General features: G+C 40.0%; 16 protein-coding genes. 8 read left to right on the forward strand and 8 right to left on the reverse strand.

Annotated elements, in window-relative coordinates; all coding sequences use genetic code 11:
• Positions 1–332: 332 nt before the first annotated feature.
• A complete protein-coding gene (locus LX92_RS19475; RefSeq protein WP_109654211.1) occupies positions 333–1,367 on the reverse strand; it encodes an NAD-dependent epimerase in 1,035 nt (344 codons plus the stop codon).
• Between the two features lie 443 nt (positions 1,368–1,810).
• On the opposite strand from LX92_RS19475, the gene LX92_RS19480 reads away from it, so the two are divergent.
• The 5 genes from LX92_RS19480 (at position 1,811) to LX92_RS19500 (ending at position 9,782) form a co-directional block, all read left to right on the forward strand.
• On the forward strand, positions 1,811–2,899 hold the full coding sequence (locus LX92_RS19480; protein WP_109654213.1) for a DegT/DnrJ/EryC1/StrS family aminotransferase: 1,089 nt from the start codon (positions 1,811–1,813) through the stop codon (positions 2,897–2,899).
• Entirely contained in the window at positions 2,896–4,830 is a 1,935-nt protein-coding gene (locus LX92_RS19485) for a polysaccharide biosynthesis protein (protein ID WP_109654214.1), read from the forward strand. The genes LX92_RS19480 and LX92_RS19485 overlap by 4 nt, the downstream gene beginning before the upstream one ends.
• A gap of 45 nt (positions 4,831–4,875) precedes the next feature.
• Entirely contained in the window at positions 4,876–5,640 is a 765-nt protein-coding gene (locus LX92_RS19490; protein WP_109654216.1) for a polysaccharide biosynthesis/export family protein, read from the forward strand.
• Positions 5,641–5,659: 19 nt separating this feature from the next.
• Positions 5,660–8,041: a GumC family protein gene (locus tag LX92_RS19495; protein WP_109654218.1), complete on the forward strand. Its 2,382-nt coding sequence runs from the start codon at positions 5,660–5,662 to the stop codon at positions 8,039–8,041.
• 706 nt (positions 8,042–8,747) lie between these two features.
• Positions 8,748–9,782 carry a class I SAM-dependent methyltransferase gene (locus tag LX92_RS19500; RefSeq protein WP_109654220.1) on the forward strand — a complete coding sequence of 345 codons (1,035 nt, stop codon included), beginning with the start codon at positions 8,748–8,750 and terminating at the stop codon, positions 9,780–9,782.
• 172 nt (positions 9,783–9,954) lie between these two features.
• Here the strand turns inward: LX92_RS19500 and LX92_RS19505 are convergent, their stop codons facing one another.
• Positions 9,955–10,971: a hypothetical protein gene (locus LX92_RS19505; RefSeq protein WP_109654222.1), complete on the reverse strand. Its 1,017-nt coding sequence runs from the start codon at positions 10,969–10,971 to the stop codon at positions 9,955–9,957.
• A complete protein-coding gene (locus LX92_RS19510; protein WP_109654224.1) occupies positions 10,949–11,458 on the reverse strand; it encodes an AAA family ATPase in 510 nt (169 codons plus the stop codon). The genes LX92_RS19505 and LX92_RS19510 overlap by 23 nt, the downstream gene beginning before the upstream one ends.
• Before the next feature lie 317 nt (positions 11,459–11,775).
• On the opposite strand from LX92_RS19510, the gene LX92_RS22515 reads away from it, so the two are divergent.
• A complete protein-coding gene (locus LX92_RS22515; RefSeq protein ID WP_109654226.1) occupies positions 11,776–11,988 on the forward strand; it encodes a hypothetical protein in 213 nt (70 codons plus the stop codon).
• 481 nt (positions 11,989–12,469) lie between these two features.
• On the opposite strand, the gene LX92_RS19520 is transcribed toward LX92_RS22515, so the two are convergent.
• The 3 genes from LX92_RS19520 to LX92_RS19530 all read right to left on the reverse strand — a co-directional run bounded on the left by LX92_RS19520 (position 12,470) and on the right by LX92_RS19530 (position 16,833).
• Positions 12,470–13,207: a tyrosine-protein phosphatase gene (locus tag LX92_RS19520; protein WP_109654228.1), complete on the reverse strand. Its 738-nt coding sequence runs from the start codon at positions 13,205–13,207 to the stop codon at positions 12,470–12,472.
• 186 nt (positions 13,208–13,393) lie between these two features.
• Positions 13,394–16,117: a pyruvate, phosphate dikinase gene (ppdK, locus tag LX92_RS19525; protein WP_109654230.1), complete on the reverse strand. Its 2,724-nt coding sequence runs from the start codon at positions 16,115–16,117 to the stop codon at positions 13,394–13,396.
• Positions 16,118–16,413: 296 nt separating this feature from the next.
• Complete coding sequence (locus tag LX92_RS19530) at positions 16,414–16,833, reverse strand: hypothetical protein (protein WP_109654233.1); 420 nt, start codon at positions 16,831–16,833, stop codon at positions 16,414–16,416.
• Positions 16,834–17,155: 322 nt separating this feature from the next.
• Between LX92_RS19530 and LX92_RS19535 the strand changes: the two genes are divergently transcribed.
• A complete protein-coding gene (locus LX92_RS19535; RefSeq protein ID WP_109654452.1) occupies positions 17,156–18,715 on the forward strand; it encodes a protein adenylyltransferase SelO in 1,560 nt (519 codons plus the stop codon).
• A 168-nt stretch (positions 18,716–18,883) separates the two neighbouring features.
• Complete coding sequence (gene msrA, locus LX92_RS19540) at positions 18,884–19,381, forward strand: peptide-methionine (S)-S-oxide reductase MsrA (RefSeq protein ID WP_109654235.1); 498 nt, start codon at positions 18,884–18,886, stop codon at positions 19,379–19,381.
• Between the two features lie 87 nt (positions 19,382–19,468).
• Here the strand turns inward: msrA and LX92_RS19545 are convergent, their stop codons facing one another.
• Positions 19,469–21,667 carry a xanthine dehydrogenase family protein molybdopterin-binding subunit gene (locus LX92_RS19545; RefSeq protein ID WP_109654237.1) on the reverse strand — a complete coding sequence of 733 codons (2,199 nt, stop codon included), beginning with the start codon at positions 21,665–21,667 and terminating at the stop codon, positions 19,469–19,471.
• Between the two features lie 30 nt (positions 21,668–21,697).
• Positions 21,698–22,165 carry a (2Fe-2S)-binding protein gene (locus LX92_RS19550; RefSeq protein WP_109654239.1) on the reverse strand — a complete coding sequence of 156 codons (468 nt, stop codon included), beginning with the start codon at positions 22,163–22,165 and terminating at the stop codon, positions 21,698–21,700.
• Positions 22,166–22,302: the final 137 nt, after the last annotated feature.

The following is a 22,302-nucleotide window of genomic DNA, read 5'->3' on the forward strand; positions in this document are numbered from 1 at the left end:
TCATTCTGAAACCTTCGACGAGTTTATCTTGAGCGAAGTCGAATGACTCAGGACAGGCTATATGGGGAATCACATCTTGATTATAAAAGGAGGGTTATTGGTTTTTCGCTCACCGTAATGTGATTTCTCAGTCGTTCCTCTTTCGAAATGACGGAGAAGTCATTCCGAATGCATATGGGGAATCACATCCCGATATTCAACTATAATATGATTTTTGGGTTTTTGATTGCCGTAATGTGATTTCTCAGTCGTTCCTTTTTCGAAATGACATAGCTTATAATCGCCTATACTTCGAATCGGTATTGAAAAGAACCTGAAATCTAGTCTAAAGCTTAATTTGGGATTTTATAATACTTTTTATACCAAGCAACGAAACTATCGATCCCTTTTGTTATGGGTGTATTGGGATGGTAGTCGTAATCCCGAATCAAGTCATCAACATTGGCCCAGGTTTTAGCAACATCCCCCGGTTGCATAGGGAGCATTACTTTTTTGGCGGTAAGGCCCAAACTCTGTTCTATGGCTTCTATAAAATCCAATAATTTTACCGATGTATTATTTCCAATATTATAGAGTTTATAAAGTTCTTGGTTCGCTGTTCTTTTTTTAGTACTTTTTTCTATAATACGCACCACGCCCTCAACAATATCATCGATATAGGTAAAGTCACGTTCCATTACCCCTTTGTTGAAAACCTTGATGGGTTTCCCTTTTATCATGGCATCCGTAAATAGGAATAGGGCCATATCCGGTCTGCCCCAAGGACCATAAACCGTAAAAAAACGTAGGCCTGTGGTCGGGAAGCCATATAGATGGCTATAGGTATGTGCCATCAATTCATTGCTTTTTTTGGTAGCGGCATATAAACTAATAGGATGATCCACATTATCCGAAGTTTCAAAGGGTATTTTGGTGTTCATCCCGTATACACTTGAACTACTGGCATATACTAGATGTTTAATGTTGTGATGGCGACAACACTCCAGAATATTTAAAAAACCCACTACATTACTGTCAATATAAGCTTCCGGATTCTCAAGACTGTATCGAACCCCGGCCTGTGCCGCTAAATTACAAACCACATCAAAGTTTTCCGTACTAAAGAGTTTAGGCAGTGCAGCCTTATCTTCAAGGTTCATTCTAATAAATTTAAACCTTCCCTGGTATTTTTTACTTTCTACAAGTGTATCGAACTTTTCTGCATATTCTTTACTTACCCCTAATTCTTCGAGACGTCCAAATTTCAATCCTATGTCGTAATAATCATTGATATTGTCCAATCCGATAACTTCATGTCCTTGTTCAATCAATTTGTTGGCCGTATGAAAACCGATGAAGCCAGCTGCTCCGGTAACTAATATTTTCATTGTCTCATTTAAAAATTAAATACAAAGTACGTAATAAATAACATGTGAAAAATCGTATTTTGTAATAAAATGCATGAAGTATTCAATAAAATCGAAGAATTGTAGCAAGTTGTCGATAAATAGTGCATGGCTATCACTTTGGTATTTGAGGTAAAAAGATTAGTCGTCATGTATTAAAAGGCTATTTTTGGCATTAAACCGAGTTTATCAACACCTTTACCGAAATATGGTAACAAAATTCCAAGAACTTCGATTTAAGAAGTAATTTTATATTTAATTTCACAGAAATTTTGCTTTGAGACAAATGAACTCAGATATTCGATTATAAGTGATGTCGATCATTTCTCGAAGCAAGTTATACATCGACTTTTGTTGATTCACTAAATTTAGACATATCATTGAAAACGACTTTACAAGACAAGATTTGGCTTTCTTCCCCCCATATGGGAGGTACGGAACAGGATTACGTAAAAGAGGCCTTTGATACCAATTGGATTGCTCCTTTGGGTCCGAATGTAACCGGATTTGAATTGGACATACAAAGTTATTTGGGGCAAGACAGCCATGTGGCCGTCTTGAGTTCGGGTACCGCAGCCTTGCATTTGGGATTGCAATTGTTGGGTGTGGGTAGGGATGATGAGGTTTTATGCCAATCCTTTACCTTTTCGGCTTCGGCCAATCCTATTGTATATTTAGGTGCTATTCCAATTTTTATAGATAGTGAAAGGGAGACTTGGAATATTTCCCCTGAGCTTTTGGAAACGGCCATTAAGGATCGAATTCAACACGGTAAAAAACCGAAGGCAATAGTGTCCGTTCATTTATATGGTATGCCGTATAAAGTGAAGGAAGTCCATGAAATTGCGGAAAAATACGACATTCCCATCCTGGAAGATAGTGCAGAGGCGTTAGGGAGTACCTTTAAAGGAGGGAAATGTGGGACGTTTGGTGATATTGCGGTGCTTTCTTTTAATGGAAATAAAATTATTACCACATCCGGTGGTGGGGCCATGGTTTCCAAAAATAAGGATACTATTGATAAAGCGATTCATTTGGCCACCCAAGCACGGGACAACGCCGTACATTACCAACACTCGGAAATCGGACATAATTATAGAATGAGTAATGTATTGGCAGGCATTGGAAGAGGACAGATGGAAGTGTTGGACGATAGAGTGGGGGCGCGAAGGTTGAACCATCAGTTTTATCTTGATCATTTGAATGCTATTCCTGAAATTGAGTTTTTAAAGGAACCTGAAGGTTATTTTTCCAATCGTTGGTTATCCTGTATTTTGACACCATCGTATGACATCCGGGAGCAAATACGATTGGCACTTTGGGATGGGAATATTGAATCGAGACCCTTATGGAAACCCATGCATTTACAGCCGGTTTTTAAGGATTCCCCTAATTATACTGATGGCACTTCGGAAGATTTATTCAATAGAGGACTTTGTTTGCCGAGTGGCTCTAACTTATTGGAAGAAGATTTAAAGAGAATAGTACGTATTATAAAATTTGCCCTATCATGATACAAAATTACTTAGTCAATAGTGTCCAAAGATACGCGTCCAAATGGTTGGTTTTAGCCATTGATTTGGTTGTTGTTGCACTATCGTTTTTATTATCTTATTTTATTCGGTTTAACTTAACCTTTGATTTTGATGTCAATAAACTTTTGGTGCAATTACCTGTTGTTGTTGCAATTGCATTGATTTCTTTTTTGATCATAGGGTCTTACAAAGGGGTAGTTCGCCATACAGGGGTACGCGATGTGTATAACCTATTCAATGCTATCTGCTTGTCAAGTATCATTGCCATTTTTCTGATTATAGGAAATAGGCAGTTTGAATTGGTTGATAACTTTACCATTCCCTTGTCCATTATCATCATCCATAGTTTAATTAGCTTTGTTGCACTTACAGCATCCCGTTATATTTTCAAATCATTGTACGCCAGTTTATCCAATGAATTTAAGTCAAGTAAAAAGATACTTATCTACGGGGCAGGGCAATCGGGGATTTTGACGTATGATGCCATCACCAATCATGCTAAAAGTAATACCAAGGTTGTAGGTTATATTGATAATGACATTAATAAAATAGGAAAAGTAATCAATGGAGTCTGTGTTTATGGGCCAGAAGTTTTAACGGAAAGTTTTATTCTAAAAAAGGATATTTCCGAGGTTGTTTTTTGTATTCAAAAAATTGAAGCCCAAAGGCTAAAGGAATTGGTTGAAGGATTGGTGGATTTTCCTGTTGTGGTTAAGATAGTCCCTCCCGTGGAAGATTGGATCAATGGGGAGTTGAAGGCGTCTCAAATTAAACAGATTCAAATAGAAGATCTACTGAACAGGCCGCCCATTGACATCATTAATTCAAAAATCAGTAATGAAGTTAAGGACAAGGTCATCTTGGTTAGTGGAGGGGCTGGATCAATCGGAAGTGAGATAGTGCGTCAATTGTGTAAGTATAAATACAAATCTTTGATCATCGTGGATCAGGCAGAATCGGCACTTTATGATTTGCAGCAAGAATTAAAACAGAGTGGGTATGTGAATTACATGCCAATCGTTGCTGATATTCGGGACAAGAATAGAATGAACAATATTTTCCAGGAGTATAAACCGAACCTTGTTTTTCATGCAGCGGCCTATAAGCACGTGCCGTTGATGGAGTATAACTCTTATGAGGCCATAAAAATCAATATTGCCGGCACCAAGGCCATTGTGGATTTATCTTTAGTCCATAACATAGATAAATTCGTTTTTGTTTCCACGGATAAGGCAGTGAATCCCACCAATGTTATGGGGGCCACCAAACGAATTGCCGAGATGTACATCAGTTGTATGCAACAGCAGCGTAAAACCAAATTCATAACCACCCGTTTCGGAAACGTTCTCGGTTCCAATGGTTCTGTTATACCTTTGTTTAAAAAGCAAATTGAAAATGGAGGCCCTTTAACGGTTACCCATAAAGATATCACTCGGTATTTTATGACCATTCCTGAAGCATCGCAATTGGTCTTGGAAGCGGGAGCCATGGGCGAAGGAGGTGAAATATTCATTTTTGATATGGGCGAATCGGTTAAGATTTTTGATCTGGCCAAAAATATGATCAAACTATCCGGATTGCGGTACCCAGAGGATATTGATATTAAAGTAACAGGGCTGCGACCGGGGGAAAAGTTGTATGAGGAGTTATTGGCCAATGGAGAGAATACGATACCCACCTACCATAAGAAGATCATGATCGGTAAGGTCAGGGAATTGGACTATAATTTTGTGCGAACCAAAATCGATGAGCTTTGTGTCAACAATATGTTCTTTAATGGAAATACGGTGAAGTTAATGAAAGAGATCGTACCTGAATACATTTCCAATAATTCCGATTTGTGTAAGCATGACAAAACCAAAGCGGAAAAGGAACCCTCTAAAAGCAACCTCAAGGTTTTACACTCCTAATTTTTTAGTATACTTGCACTATATAAACCAATATTGTTTGATAATATGAAGATTTACGTTCGATCTATAATTTTATTTTTGGGTATTGCATTGGTTACCTCCTGTGCCTCACGAAAAGAGGTGGTATATTTTCAGGACACCGGAAATTTTGAGACCTTGGTGAATAACAATGATTTTGTATCAAAATTCAAGGTAGATGATTTGGTATCGATACATGTATCTTCCCTTAACCCTGAGGCCAGTGCCCCTTTTAATTTGTTCAGGGGGCGGGCTGAAGGTGGATTCCAGGCGGAACAGGTGGATTATTTGGTGGATCAGGCCGGGGAGATTGATTTTCCGGTAATCGGGAAATTAAAGATCGAAGGTTTATCGCCGGATGAATTGCGTACGCTTTTACGAGAACGCCTTTCGGATTATTTAAAGGACCCCATCATCAATATTCGACTGCGTAATTTTACCGTAACTATATTGGGGGAGGTAAGGACTCCTGGAACCTACCCGGTCAATGGGGAACAAATCACCATTTTGGAGGCGTTGGGCCTTGCTGGGGACTTGACCATACGTGGAGTTCGTCAAAATGTGTTGGTCATTCGTGATTTTAATGGAACCAAGGTGTATAATCGAATCGATTTAACATCCAAGAATATGGTGAAATCCCCCGTATTTTACTTAACACAGAATGATGTGGTTTATGTGGAGCCTAATAAATCGGGAATAACCGCTTCTTCTTTGGATAATAGGGCAAATATTGCAATTTCTATTGCTTCGGTATTGATTACTTCCACAGTATTGATTATAACCCGGCTATAATCCAAAATTAAAATTACGAATGGCAAAAAAAACAATACTTTCCCAAGGGAATATGGACTATAATGATTTGTTGAAACCTTATTTAAAAAATTGGAAGTGGTTTGTAGTTGCTGTATTGATTGCATTGCTTTATGGATACTTTAATATAAGGTATTCCATTCCACAATATGCATTAAACGCTAAAATTCAAATATTAGAAGATCAAAACTCCAACTCAGAACTTGATGTATTTAGGGATTTGGATATTTTAGGTGGGGGTGGCAATTTTATACAGGATGAAATCGAGATATTAAAATCTAGGTCCCATCTTATTGAATTAGTAAAAGAGTTGGAACTGAATACTAAAGTTATTGCTTTGGGTAAAATCAAAGATTCGGAATTATACAGCAATAAGCCTTTTAATATAAATTTTGCTGCTCCTGATTCCATATTGCAAAGTTCAAGTGTGTCTTTTTTCATAACCTTATTCTCTGACACCTCCTTTGAATATGCTGAGGACCAGGATACACCGGCAAAAATATTTTCTTTCGGCAAAAATATTTCTTCCCCAATAGGGGATATTATCATCACTCCCAATATGTCAGGTATTGAATCCTATGTCGGTAGAAAATATAAGGTTTCTGTTATACCTATTTCCGTGGCTGCCGGACAATTGTATCAAAAAATACAGGTTTCAGTAGAAAGCGAAAAGTCAAAAATTCTTTCAATATCATTGGAAGACCCTATAATTGATAGAGGTCGTGACATCATTAATACGTTGATCGAAAAATATAATCAAAATGCTGTTGATGACAAAAAAGCCATTGCGAATAGGACCTCGAATTTCATTAATGATAGAATAGCAAATATTTACGGTAGCCTGTCCGCTGTTGACCAAAGTGAGGAGGATTTTAAGCAAGGTAGGGGAATTGCGGATATAGCCACCCAGACTAATATGAATGTAAATATCGGCGCGGCCAATCAACAGGAGCTGCAAAACGCCTCCGTGCAATTGGATATTGCTTCCTCCATGAAGGATATCATAGATTCCCAAGAAGGGTATGATCTATTACCTTCCAATATTGGATTGGCCGACGCTTCTATTGCCAATACTACCGCAAGATATAATGAACTGGCCTTGGAACGAAAACGTTTGTTGGAAAGTTCCAATGAGAAAAACCCGATTATCGTAAATTTGGATCAACAATTGGCAGGACTTAAGCGGAGTATGCAGTCCAGTTTAAATAGTGTGACCAACAATTTGGGGATGCAGGTGAATAGTTTAAGTAGCCAGATGTCTCGCATTAATTCCAGAATCTATTCAGCACCGCGTAACGAAAGGGCACTTCGGGATATCACACGACAACAACAAACTACTGAATCGCTTTACTTATATTTATTACAAAAGCGTGAGGAAGCGCAAATTACCTTTGCTTCTGCTTCTCCAAAATCAAAAATCATAGATAGCGCTTATTTGGTAAGTCCATTGCCGGTTTCTCCAAAAAAGCGAATAATAATGTTGGCCTCATTAATTTTTGGATTATTGGTTCCCTATGCAGTAATATATGTTAAAAATCTTTTGGATAATAAAGTGCAAAATAAAGTTGGATTGGAAAAGATGGTGGGTGATATTCCAGTCTTGGCGGAATTACCTAGTCTTTCCAAAAAAGAGAATTCCTTGGTGAAACTTGGCGAGCGTACGGTTTTGGCAGAATCTTTACGCATCTTACGGACCAATCTCGATTATATTATAAAATCAAAGAAGAAAAAAGACTATAAGAGTACTATCATTTATGTTACCTCCAGTGTTTCAGGGGAAGGTAAAACCTTGATAGCTTCCAATTTGGCCATGATATTTGCTAATACCAATAAGAAAGTCCTACTCATTGGGGCAGATATTCGAAACCCGAAAATCTATCAGTTCTATTCAGGGAAAAACGTCGATAAATTAGGGAAACCTACAAGAAATATCGAGAACAAAGGACTAACCGAATATTTAGTGGACCATACCTTGGGAAGTAGTGATATTATTTCTCCCATGTTGGCCCATGAGCAAACGGTTGACGTCGTTTATTCCGGTAAAATACCGCCTAACCCTGCCGAACTTTTGATGAATGGGCGTATGAAAGAATTGCTCGACGAAGTTAATGATCGCTATGATTATATTATCGTTGATACAGCACCTTTGATGGTGGTCACCGACACCCTATTGATCAGTGAATATGCCGATCAAATCCTCTATGTGGCCAGGGCAGGGATGACTGAATTGAAAGTTTTGGAATATCCTCTTAAGCTTCATAAAGAAGGAAAACTCAATGGATTATCCTTCATCGTTAATGGTGTAAAAGATTCTAATTTGGGTTATGGAGGTAAATATGGCTATGGCTATGGCAAGACCACAAAGAAATGGTGGAAATTTTAATCCAAACCAAAAGCTTTAATTGGTGTGTGTACGAAGCGGTGATATCTGGAAGATTTGCCTTAATCCATGGCTTTAGAACCATACGATGTTCTGGATTGTGAATACAATTACCCCATTTACAATAAGGATGCTTTAGTTTAGGCTATAAGCCCGCCGTGGATCGGATTGGAAATCAGCTACATTTTATTTTTAACTGGGGCAGCCTGAAGCTGTAGTACAGTGGTCAAAGTTACCAGGAGATTTAGGGAAGGCTGTTGTACATTTGTGCGACCTTAGATGAGTCCATACCTGTAAATGCCAAGATTCCTGTCATTCAATTTAAGGGATGCTTTTTTGGCATTTATACAAGGGTTTACTTTGGGCATTTCCTTTCAACCCATTTTTGTGCGTTTCATTTTCAGGACTCGAGCCCCATGTAGTGGCGATTGGTAAAAGACGTCTCTTAACGGATTTTATTTAGCATATATCAATTAGGATTTGTCCTATTATTTTATTTGTATAAATTTAATAGTGTAAAAACAATTATTGGAATCTTGAATATCCGTTAAATCGATTTTATTAGCACTTGTGGTGATGGCCTTATTTGATACAACTACCGGTGTTCCCCTTAATAAAAGACCAACATATACCTTTTAATTGCCAAATGGAAGCTTACGGTAGATAAGGTTTCATTCTGATTGAAAAACCAAAATTTAAATTATCCATAATGATCGAATCCAAAGTGATTTGCCCTTCTTGTAAGAAAAACAGTATTACAGATCGTTATCAAACCTATTGGGAGTGTAGTGCATGCGGAAAGCAATATTCCTGTGTAAATGGCATGCCCAAGCTTTATGACGAAGATGCCCTTGCCATATCAGATAAGGGGCTTAGGGATAAGGTGTATAAATATATGGCCTGGTTCTATAATTTTTGGAACCCTTTCTTTATGCTTCCGGTTCGACCAATAAAAATATCCGTGAAATATTGGGTCGTATATTTCTTGCTGGTGTTTACCTTTATTTCCCTTATGTACAATTTGATCGATTGGATTGCATTTCGGGGTATTGAAACCTTTTCGATCGCAGATATCCTATTATTGGCAGCTTTGGTGATTTTTGTTTTCATATTCGCAAAACAAAAGCGATATGCACATTTACTTTGGTTGGCCATACCCATAAAAATCATCGTTTCAATTCGCAAATTTAAACCCAAAAAAAACATCTTTTCCGTTCATGAAGATTTTTTAAAAGAATTTTTGACGTCGGATAAAAGAATAAAAATGCTGGATATTGCCAGTGGTAGTGGCCAAGCACTTGCCAGACGTGGTTATATGGATTTGAATGCTGATTATACGGCGGTTGATCTTTCGGCAGGTATGATTGTGCAAGGAAGGGATTTAATGGGTAAATTGAAGGCTCCCACAGATTTTATTCTAGCGGACGCCACCAATCTTCCCTTTGAATCCGACACCTTTGATATTTGTACAAATTACGGGGCATTTAATGGATTCTCCGATACAAAAAGTGCGCTGAAGGAAATGATCCGGGTAACTAAAAAAGGTGGAAAAATCCTTATTTTGGATGAACGGGAATATAAGGAATCTACCTGGTTGGAACATTTGTATTATAAAAAGGTGTTCGCCTGTTACAATACACTTGATGGAAGCCCTATTGATTTGGATCCGGAAGGACTTGAGGATATGCAGGCACACCAGGTGTATGAATTCATTTATGTGTTTGCGGCGAGAAAGAAAATGTAATCAAAACAGAAGTATAAACACAAAAAATGGAGTTTTAACCTAAATAACAATTCTATTGGGATGTGGGTTGTTCCCAATATGGGAATTCACTAATATAAATAAGTCAAAAGAGTATCGTTTAATACTCCCAAGCAACTTCCATATTTCCAGAAGGGCTTAAAAAAACGAATTATCATAGGCTAAGGGTGTTTAAATAACTTTCCATCAACCGAAGGTACTTATGAACTTCGGATAATGTTGTTGTTCTTTCTTTTTCGTTTACAGCACTCTTAGCCCGCAAACTGTTGACCTTTGCCCGCACATTGGCCCGGTAGGCCTTGTAATAAACAAAGAGATGGTGTTCTTCCAAAGATTTGATTGTGGGAAATAATTGATTGTAATATTCAAGAAATAGGTTGGAAAGTCCTTTTTCTCCAAATGCATCGAGATCCATACATAAAAAGGCCACTTCGTTCAAAACATCGATTTGCCTGTAATCATCATTGAATTCAATACAATCGAAAGGTTGGGGAGACGGTAATAAGAAAATATTCCTGGAATGAAGGTCCCCATGGCAATCCCTAACGAAACCAGCCTTGAGCCTTGCTGTCAACAAATCCTTGTTTCCCGTTAAAAAATAATCGGATACTTTTATGTCACTGCCAATAATTTTTGCATATAGGCTGCCATTGGGTTGTGTGGCCAAATACGCTTTTTCCGCTTCCAAATCGTTAAATTTATCCTGAATATCCAGTACATCTTTTTGATGGATTATATCAGTATTCCCATGAAAAACGGCAATTTTATGGGCCAGATTTTGAATATGGGATTTGGTTACTTTTTTTTGGATCAAAAGCCTGTCCATTTGTTTGGTCCTATCCATTTTGAGCATTCTTACGGCGTAGTCGATTACCGTTCCCGCATTTCCCCCAATTTTATAATGATCATCCAATCGATGAATCGGAACCACATCCAGATAAATGCCATCAGTGAGCCGCTTGTTCAATTTAATTTCCCTTTTGCAATATTCTTTCCGCTTTTCAAGGGTAGAAAAATCGAGAAATGAATATGTAATGGGCTTTTTGATTTTGTAAACGAATGTATGGCAAAGAAACACCCATGATATATGTGTCTCGATCAATTCCCTTTCTATTGAAACTTCTGGAAATTCACCGTCTAAAAGCAAGCTATTTATCTGTTCCTGTATCATGCTTCCAACCTATGTACTGTGCGGCTTTAACCAACATTTCTTCAATGTTGTTCGTGGATTCCAACTTCAAATGTTGCTCTGTAAACGGTTCCCATTGATGCTGGATCAGTTTATACACTTCAAAATCAGCTTCGCTGTAAGGTCTGTTTTTTTTTAATCGCTTCCTGATCGTACTTTCGATCGAATGTATGCCAATAAAAAAAAACCTACCCTGCCCTGATAATTGCTTTATGAAAGTATCCCTGGTTTCTTTTTTATGGAATGTGGCATCAAGTACCAGATTTTCACCAGTGGCCAATGCTTCTTTCGTTTTGTTGAGCATGGTATCATAAACCATTTTTTTCTCCTGATGGGAATATATGCTCTGCCCAAATAGTTCCTTTCTTACCCTATCGCTATTCACATAACTGGCATGTATCATTTTTGCGAGTCTTGAAGCAAAATAACTTTTTCCCGAGCCTGGCAAACCAAAAACAAATACGATCATCCTGGTTGTTCTTTTAAAGTACTAAGATAAACCGCTGGTCTTAGATGATCGATGATTTAAATCATACGTAATGGATTAAGGTTTCTACCCTTGGTGTTGGAATATATCTCTTTCATTATTAGATGAACATAGAAATACCACATGTTTGAAGTTTCGCCAAAGCGGATATCGCGATTGCTTCCTTCTTAGACATGGTACATGAAAACTCGATATTTATGATTACTTTTTCAATAATTGTACGTTCTTGGTAGTCTCGGCCATCATTACTAGAGCACGGAATAGTATGGTCTTATTTGGGTAATCCCCAAGATGGAGTTATGAGCCTCACTTTGGTTGATGTAGATCTAGACATGTATGGGTTCAATTTATTCAACAACCAACAAATTAACATAATAATGGCCAAGGTAAGGGGCTCGGAATTAGAGCCAATACAAGCCCGGCTGGGACCGGTAGTTTATTCTTATTTTTCAGGCTATGTGAACCAAATCGAGGCGGGGGCGTTGCACCCTACACACTGTTTGGTGATGTAGTGATAAATTTTTAGGTATTTCCTTTTCAATAAGCGGTTATATTGCAATTGCTACCGCCCATTATCGTTCTTGTTTTGCTAAAACCAAGTGTGAAACATAGTCCTTATCTTTTTGTTTTCAGGTTCCGATCAGAACACCACTAAAAGATTTGATAGACTAGGGTTTTGTATTCAGCAGCATCCTTGGTTAAGACCTATTGGAATCGGAAATGTCAGATATTGAACTCTTCCCTAATCCAGGACGTTGAAATAGGTGTAACTCTTTTAGGGACATTATCCGGATAATGGATTTTGATTTATATGATAGTGGAGAAAAAGTAGTAAAAAGGTTTGACCCTTATCAATTGATGGTAGGGGAGGGGATACATCGATTCAAGGTATTAGGATCTAAAAATCGTGGTGTTCTATCAATGTAAGGGAAGATAACGCCCGCATACAGGCTACGGGAAAACCACCAAGAAATGGTGGAAATTCCAACCTTTCTAAAATGAATTATTGGTTTTAAGGAGTATAGGTTTTATAAGATCCAATGTTTTGGTATCTACCTGTACTTCCTTAAGACTATTCAATTGCCGTATGTTATGTACATCGGTTGCCGCAAAGTCTATTAATCCCTTGCCCAATAATTTCATGGCCATTTGCTGGACTTCCTTCCCGTAGTATTTACTGAGGGACAGTAAATTCAACTGATATAACACCCCCTGTTTTTTGTAGGCTTTATGCTGGCCCAGTTGGGAGTGTAGATAAAGGTACCTTTCCGGATGGGCGAGGATTACGAAATATCCTTTTTGCCGTATTTTTTCCAAAGCCTGCCCAAAATTGATGGAAGCCTGTAAATACGACATTTCCACTAATAGGTAATTGCCGCCAAGGGGCATGACTTCCCCTCGTTCCAAAATGGATTCAAAATTATCATCGATCATGTGCTCTGCAGCTGCCTGTATGGAGACTTCTTTCAATTTACGCTCCAGTAAACCGTTTTTAAGCGTCATGAGGGACTCTTTTATGGTCTCTGGGGTATTCGAATAATAGTTGTGCATGATGTGTGGTGTGGCAATGAAGTCCGTGACACCGAAATCAGCAAAGCCTTTGATCAGGTCAATGGATTCCCCAACGTTCTTGGAGCCATCATCGATACCTGGTAAGATATGGTTGTGTATGTCTATAAACCCTTCTAATGAATCTACAAGAAATTGTTTCTTTTTAAAAAAGTCAAACATGGATCAAAATCAATTAAAACAATAAGCCTTTAAAGTGTATTTGTTGCTTATGATGTGGCAAAGATAGCACTTCTAATCCTACTAAAATCGTTGTGTTTAAAACCTTTTTTCCCTTTGGGGCCATAATAAGGGAAGGCTTTGCTATTCAGCAAAGCCTTCCTAATCCAATGGGAATATAATCTACATCTAGGCCCTAATAGCGGCTTGGGCGGCAGCCAAACGGGCGATAGGCACCCTAAAAGGGGAACAGCTTACATAGTTCATACCTGTCTTATTACAGAACTCAACAGAACTGGGTTCCCCGCCATGCTCGCCACAAATACCAACCTTAAGATTGGGTTTGGTGGATCTGCCACGTTCGGTACCCATGATTACCAATTGTCCGACACCTTCTTGATCCAATACTTCAAAGGGGTCTTCGGTCAATATTCCTTTTTCAAGATAAACATTCAGGAATTTTCCGGCATCGTCCCTGGAGTAACCCATGGTCATCTGCGTTAAATCGTTGGTTCCGAAGGAGAAGAAATCGGCATGCTCGGCAATCTTATCGGCCAATAGTGCGGCACGTGGAATTTCAATCATGGTACCGACTAAATAGTCAATACTATCATTTCTTTCCTTGAATACCTTGTTGGCCGTTTCTGTTATGATTTTCTTCTGTTCTACAAATTCATTGGTAGCCCCTACAAGTGGTACCATTATTTCGGGTTTGGCAACAATACCTCTTTCCTTCAAATTCAAGGCGGCTTCTATAATCGCCCTTGTTTGCATTTCTGTGATTTCAGGATAGGTATTTCCCAGTCTACATCCCCTGTGTCCCAACATGGGGTTGAACTCTTGGAGTTCGGCCACTTTGTTTTTGACCGAGGCTAAGGAGATATGCATGTCTTCCGCCAATTCTTTTTGTGTAGCCAATTGATGGGGTACAAATTCGTGTAACGGTGGGTCCAATAAACGAACGGTAACGGGAAGTCCCTGCATGGCTTCAAAAATACCCTCAAAATCATCCCGTTGCATGGGTAGTAATTCTTCTAAGGCATGTTTTCTTCCTTTTACGGTATCTGCCAATATCATTTCGCGCATGGCCTTGATACGGTCAACTTCAAAGAACATGTGTTCGGTTCTGGTTAGTCCGATTCCCTGGGCTCCGAAGTTTCGTGCAGCAATAGCGTCTTTTGGTGTATCGGCATTGGTGCGCACTTCCATGGTGCGATATTTATCGGAGAGTTTCATAATCTCACCAAATTCCCCACTCAGTTCGGGTTCCATTGTGGCAACCTTCCCTTCGATAATATTACCTGTGGATCCATTTAAGGAAATCCAGTCCCCTTCATGGAATTCTTTACCATCAACCCTAAGGACCCTATTCTTATAATCGATTTTCAAGGCTCCTGCACCGGATACACAGCATTTACCCATACCACGGGCAACAACGGCCGCATGGGAGGTCATACCTCCTCTAGCGGTCAAGATACCCTTGGCTATATTCATACCTTCCAAGTCTTCGGGAGAGGTTTCGATACGGGTTAAGATCGTATTCTTGAACTTATTCGCCTCATCCGCAAAGAAAACGATCTGACCCGTTGCCGCACCTGGGGAAGCGGGTAAACCTTGGGCAATTACGTTGGCTCTTTTTAGGGCTTTAGTATCAAATACGGGGTGTAATAATTCATCCAATTTATTGGGTTCTATGCGTAAAAGGGTCTCTTTTTCATCAATAGCCCCTTCTTTAAGCAGATCCATTGCGATTTTCACCATGGCTGCTCCAGTACGCTTGCCATTACGGGTTTGCAAGATCCATAACTTACCATTTTGAATGGTGAACTCCATATCCTGCATATCGGAATAGTGCTTTTCGAGTTTGTGTTGGTACTCGTTAAGTTCTGAATAGATAGCAGGCATCAATTCTTCTAGGGAAGGATAATTTTCGGCCCTTTCGGCTTCTTCCACCTTGGCTAGTTGGGCCCAACGTTGTGATCCCAATTTTGTAATCTGTTGTGGGGTTCTTACCCCAGCAACAACATCTTCACCCTGGGCATCAATCAAGTATTCCCCATTGAAAACGTTTTCCCCCGTACCGGCATCCCTTGTAAAGCAAACCCCGGTTCCTGAATTATTACCCATGTTACCGAATACCATGGCCTGTACGTTGACTGCGGTTCCCCAATCACTGGGATAACCATGCATTTTTCGATAATAAATGGCGCGGTCTCCATTCCAACTATCAAAAACGGCCATTACGGCACCCCAAAGCTGATCCCAAGGATCGGTGGGGAAATCATGTCCCGTTTGTTTTTTTACAGCATCTTTAAAGTCATAGACCAAATCCTGTAGATCTTGAACGGTGAATTCAGTATCGAGCACTATATTTCTTTTATCCTTGAGGTGCTCCATGATCTCCTCAAAAGGATCTATATCTTCTTTGGTCTTTGGTTTCATACCTAAAACCACACCACCATACATTTGAATGAATCTTCGATAGGAGTCCCAAGCGAATCTGGCATTATTGGTTTTATTGACCAATCCCACAACAGCCTCGTCATTAAGCCCTAAGTTAAGAACGGTGTCCATCATACCTGGCATAGAAACCCTAGCACCAGACCTTACAGAAATTAGAAGTGGGTTTTCGGAATCCCCAAATTTTGTGCCCATTGTTTTTTCAATAGCGGCAATGGCTTCTTGAACGTCTTCCTTCAATGCTTCTATGACGTTATCTTTCCCTAAGGTATTATATTCCGTACATACTTCAGTGGTTATCGTAAATCCAGGAGGCACTGGAATTCCAATGGCACTCATTTCGGCCAAATTGGCTCCTTTTCCTCCCAAGAGGTTTTTCAATTTACTGTTTCCATCAGCTTTTTTATCCCCAAATAGATATACTCTTTTCTTGATTTCTGTTAAAGTCTCCATAGTGTTGTTTCTATTAGTATCTTACCAAAAATAGAGACTTAAATCGCCTTATTTCATGACAAATATCATGAATAAGGCCCTGTGTAACTTAGGTTACAAAATTATTCGGTTATCAAAAAAGGCATTCAAAACGCCATGTTTTTTTTAATATAATCGCTTTATCAAAATAGAATTATCAACTTTTTTAAAAGGAAAAAGGGAAGTGTTTTTTTAGGAGAAAGGATCCCATGCCCGATTTTCTTATATAAGGTGTCATTATTATCTATATGTCACTCCCGATCGATTGTACTTTAACTTTAAGGGGTTAAGTCTATTGTTTTTGAATATTGGCTGATACGACCGGTATGATCTTGGATTCTTACTGTGATATTCTTTTGAAATTTCTGACAAGCCATTGACTCATCATAGACATGAAATATTTCATAGGTTCTTTTTGGTACGGAATCAGGTAATCCAAATTCTGGCGAATGGGTAAAATTCTGGCCATGATAAACCGATATTTTGTCCGATTCGAAATCACCCCAAAAAATCCATATTCGCCTTGTGGACTTGTTTGCTATGAATGAGACCTTAGCCACTATAGTATCCGTGGATATTTTAAATTCTAAATTGAAATCGGAAAGCCCAGTCGTCCTATGGCTTTTGAATACGTCATCCCAATCTTGACCACCTTTTTGTTGACTTTTTCCCCATTCAAGATTTCTTACTTGTTCCATGTGCTATTATATTATGGGGGATGTTAAAGAGGGAAGTATGCTAAAATTAAGAATAATATTGACTCCCCAATGTACTGGTCGATTAAATGGTTCGAAACAATCAATTATTAACTTAATATTAACGATTTGCTAGAGTAATGGAATTTACCCTTGTTTATTGATTTCCCATATATGATTACTTTTCTTATATTAACATTGGTACACTTAGGGTAAACATTGGTTATAACCCAAACAATCCTAAAACCCCAAATCTGGGTACAACCTTTGGATGTAAAAGGAAGGTTGTAACTTTATAACCTAACTTAAAGAATTGCTTTTGACGCTGAAACTCAATATTACCGATAGATTCAACAAGGAATTGCCTGCCGACCCTATAATGGGGAATTCGAGGCGACAGGTGAGCGGAGCGTGTTTTTCCTATGTAACACCCAAGAAACCATCGAACCCTTCCTTGGTGCATGTTTCCCCGGAAATGGTCGAGGCTTTGGGAATCACGGAATCGATCACATCAAAAGATTTTTTAGGGGTGTTTTCTGGTTCCATGGTTCTGGAAGGAACCCAACCTTATGCCATGTGTTATGGGGGGCATCAGTTTGGAAATTGGGCCGGACAGTTGGGTGATGGTCGTGCCATCAATCTTGCTGAGGTAGCACATAACGATAAAACTTGGGCGCTACAGCTAAAAGGCGCAGGGGAGACCCCGTATTCAAGAACGGCTGATGGTTTGGCTGTTTTACGATCTTCCATTAGGGAATATTTATGTGCTGAGGCCATGTATTATCTTGGTGTTCCTACAACCCGTTCATTATCACTTGTTTTAAGTGGGGATCAGGTTTTGCGGGATGTAATGTATGATGGTAATCCTGCTTATGAAAAAGGAGCCATCGTATGTCGTGTGGCACCGTCGTTCATTCGCTTTGGGAATTTCGAGATATTGGCGGCCCAAGATGATGTGGAAACATTGCGTGAATTAGCTGATTTTACCATAAAACACCATTATTCATATTTGGGCAACCCTTCCAAGGAAACCTATCTGGCATTTTTTAAGGAAGTGGCCATGAAAAGCTTGGACATGGTTATACACTGGCAACGGGTTGGTTTTGTACATGGGGTCATGAATACCGATAACATGTCCATTTTAGGATTGACCATTGATTATGGACCTTATGGATGGCAGGAGGGGTATGACCACGGATGGACACCCAATACGACCGATAAAGCCCATAAGCGTTATAGATATGGTACACAGCCACAGGTTGTCCTTTGGAACTTATTGAAACTCGCAAATGCCTTATATCCACTAATTGAAGAAGTAGAGCCCTTACAGGCCATTCTTGGAGAATATCAAGATAAGCTGAAAATAGCGTATCTGACCATGATGAGGTCTAAGTTGGGATTGTATGAAACGGATACCCATGATCAGGATTTGGCGGATAAATTGGAGGATGTATTGCAACGTTCCGAAACCGATATGACCATCTTCTTTAGACTGCTTGCCGATTTTAAAAAAGATGGTTCAACTGCTGGTTTGGAATTGGTAAAGGAGGCTTTTTATAATCCGGATGAAATAAAGGGGGAAGTCGAATTGCAATGGAACAATTGGTTTTTAGCATATAGCGAACGTTTAAAAATAGAGCAGAAAGACGATGTTGAACGCCTTGCGGGAATGAATGCTGTAAACCCTAAATACGTACTTCGGAATTATATGGCGCAAATGGCGATTGATGCAGCCGATAAAGGGGATTATTCCCTCTTGGATGAATTGTTCAACCTGTTGAAGCAACCCTATGAAGAACAATTGAATATGCAGAAATGGTTTGCCAAACGACCAGAATGGGCCAGGAACAAAGTAGGGTGCTCTATGTTATCCTGTAGTTCCTGATCAGATTCTTGATAAGAAGACCAACGAATGGATTTTCTTATCGAAGCGGTCAATGAAACACTGGCAAGAAAATCCAACAATTAATTATTCGATACTGTAATTTTTAGGGGTTAAAATTGACTAATGCTCTTCAAAAGGTGATATTGCACAACTTTTAATTCAATACTGATGAACAACTATAAAAAAGCATATATAGCGGGTGGATGTTTCTGGGGAATGGAAGAACTCTTTAGAACACGCCCAGGAGTAATGGACACTGAAGTAGGATATATAGGAGGGGAAAACGAACATCCTACCTATAAAAACCATCCAGGTCATGCCGAGGGTATTGAAATTACCTACAATCCCTCCATTACCTCATTCAAAGAGCTTTTAGATTACTTTTTCAGGATGCATGATCCAACGACCGTTGATAGGCAAGGAAATGATTTGGGGTCGAGTTATCGTTCTGCCATTTTTATTCAAAATGAAGAGGAAAAAAACACAGCAGAGGAAATGATCGCTATTGTCGATGCCTCTAAAAAATGGGAGGGAAGGGTCGTAACAACCTTAGAGCCTTTCACGGTTTTTTGGCCAGCAGAACCCGAACATCAAGATTATTTGGTTCGAAATCCTAATGGGTATACCTGTCATTTTGAGCGGTTTGCGGAAAGTTTTTTGGAATAGGATATATTCCAAGATTACCAAAAAGAAAGGAGGGTAGTGTACTACCCTCCTTTTTGTATTCCAATGTTCTTCAGTAGGGATGTTCTGTTAACCTATTACCTGTCGTTCCGTAGCAAAAGGTTGGTGATAATACCGCTGCCCTGTAGCCTTATACATCGCATTGGCCAATGCCCCGATAGCTGGGGGTAGACCCGGTTCGCCCAATCCCGTGGGCGCTATTTCGTTCTCAACAAAGAAAACTTCGATTTCCTCAGGTACTTGGGAATGACGTATCAATTGGTATCTATCAAAATTCATTTCACTGACCGCGCCATTGGCAAAGGTCAATTTACTGTACATGGAATGTCCGATGCCGTCAATAACGCCACCTTCAACCATATTTTTGGCGGCATCCTTATTTACAACGATACCACAATCAACGGCGCACCACACTTTTTTGATTTTTGGTTGCCCGTGTAGCATAACCATGTCAAACACTTCGGCCACATAGGTAGAGTGGCAAAAATAGGCGGCAACCCCACGGTGCACTCCTGGTATCTTTTCGCCCCAATTTGACTTTTCCTTAACCATTTTCAACACGCCTGCATATCGTTCGGCCTCATAATCATGTTCTTCCCCTACGGGGTTGTTTATTGCGCGCTCAAACAATTCCAATCGAAAATCTATAGGATCCTTACCTGCGAGTTCGGCGACCTCATCAAGGAAGGATTGTTCTGCACCAGCAGTGAAATTCGACCTTGGGGCACGCCATGCCCCAGTGGTGACATTGGTTTCGCCTCCTATTTTTTCGGCCTTATAATTTTCAACGGCACCTGCCGGAAAACGTTTTGGGAATATAGGTCCATCGGGTAGCCCTGCACCCTTTACGGAAAAGGCGATCAGGTTATTGTTTTCGTCGAGACCAGCCTTATACCTTGCACGGTACGTGGGGCGGTAGGTGCCTTGTGACATATCATCCTCCCTCGTGTATATAAGTTTTACGGGAGCCCCTATTTTTTTTGAGATAGCCGCCGCTTCAACCCCGAAATTGACATAAAGCCTTCTTCCAAAACCTCCACCGATTCGTGTCATGTTCACGGTTATATTTTCAAGGGGCATGTTGAGCAATTTTGCAACGGAACCTTCGAGTGCCTCAGGGGTTTGGGTCGGACCTATCAGTTCGGCCGCATTTTCCGTGACGTTGGCAAAGAAATTCATGGGTTCCATGGTATTATGTGCAATAAACGGGGCACTATATGTTCGCTCGATTACTTTCGCTGCCTTTTTAAAAGCGGCATCCGGGTTCCCATCTATTCGACTTTCTTGAACCTTGCCTGAAGTAAGGGCTTTTTCCAAACGCTCTACATGCAAACTGGAATCTTCTAATTCACCAATGTTTTCCCAATTGGCTTTGATGGCCTTTTTGGCCTGAATCAATGGCCAAGTGGATTCACCCACAATGGCAATAAGCTGAAGAAAACCTTTTTCATCGAACATTCCCACTTCTTCGAGGGTCGTGTCTATGATAAAGGCATCGGTCACCCCAGGCATCTTTTTTATTTCTTCCGCATTAAAATCCTTCACCGTCATACCGAATGCTGGAGGATGTTGGATCATGGCGATTTTCATGCCTTCCCTCTTAAAATCGAGGCCAAATAAAGGTTCCCCGGTGATGATTTTCTTTCCATCAACATTTTTAATACTTGTACCGATCAGTTTAAAATCCTTTACTTGCTTGAGTTCAACTTCTTCTGGAATTTCAATACCCACGGCTTTTGAGGCTATTTCTCCATAAGAAACGGTACGTTCCCCATTTGTTTCAAGGATTTGTCCGTCCTTGGCCGTTAGGTCTGCCACCGTTAAACCCCATTCCTTGGCGGCCGCTTCCATCAACATTCTCCTGCCTGTGGCGCCGGCCATTCGAAGTGCATTCCAACTCAATCGTATTGAAAGACTACCGCCGGCAAATTGGTTTTGGTAAAACCCGGTGTTCAAGGGCGCTTGCTCCACAATAACATTTTCCCAGGGCACGTCCAATTCTTCCGCTACGATCATCGGCATTGAGGTCTTTACATTTTGACCTATTTCGGGATTGGGGGAATAGATGGTCACTAATCCCGTATCCCCAATTTTTATATAGCCGTTTATGTCAAACCATTCCTTGGGCACGGCCAATCCTGTTTTTTTGTCCGATGTGGCAGGTACACAACCATTGAGCCAGCTAAATCCTATGAGCATTCCTCCGCTGGCTGCGGCGGATACCTTCATAAAAGATCGTCGATTATAGGAGGTCTTTATACGTGTCATTTCAATAGTTTTAGTTTGTAGAAGGTGATTTTAAGCGTTTTCCGAGTTGGCTGCCGCTGTTTTGATGGCTTTCTTTATTCGTGTGTACGTACCACAACGACATATGTTGCCATTCATGGAACCTTCGATTTCTTCGTCGGTGGGATTTGGATTGCTCTTCAATAGGGCAGAGGCTGACATGATCTGGCCTGCTTGGCAATAGCCGCATTGGTATACATCGTGCTCCAACCAAGCTTGTTGAACGGGGTGGTCGCCATTTTCCGATAAGCCTTCAATTGTTGTGATCTCTTGGTTGCCCACGGCAGAAACCGGTAATTGGCAGGATCGTACCGCCATTCCCCCTACATGTATGGTGCAGGAACCGCATTGTGCAATTCCACAACCATATTTGGTGCCCAACAAATCTAGATGGTCGCGCAATACCCATAAAATGGGGGTAGAGGGGTCGACATCCACTTGCTGTGTCTTTCCGTTGATATTCAGATTAAAACTTGCCATACGTATTGTGTGAATAAGTGATTTTGTGGAAGTTACAAAATATTATGATTGATATACCCGAAGTTTGCCCTAGGAACCCTTTAAATTAATGTTAAAAGATCACCAAAAATCCATTCCCCATATCAAAACCGGAACAT

The sequence above is a fragment of the Maribacter polysiphoniae genome (assembly GCF_003148665.1).
Lineage (GTDB): Bacteria > Bacteroidota > Bacteroidia > Flavobacteriales > Flavobacteriaceae > Maribacter_A > Maribacter_A polysiphoniae.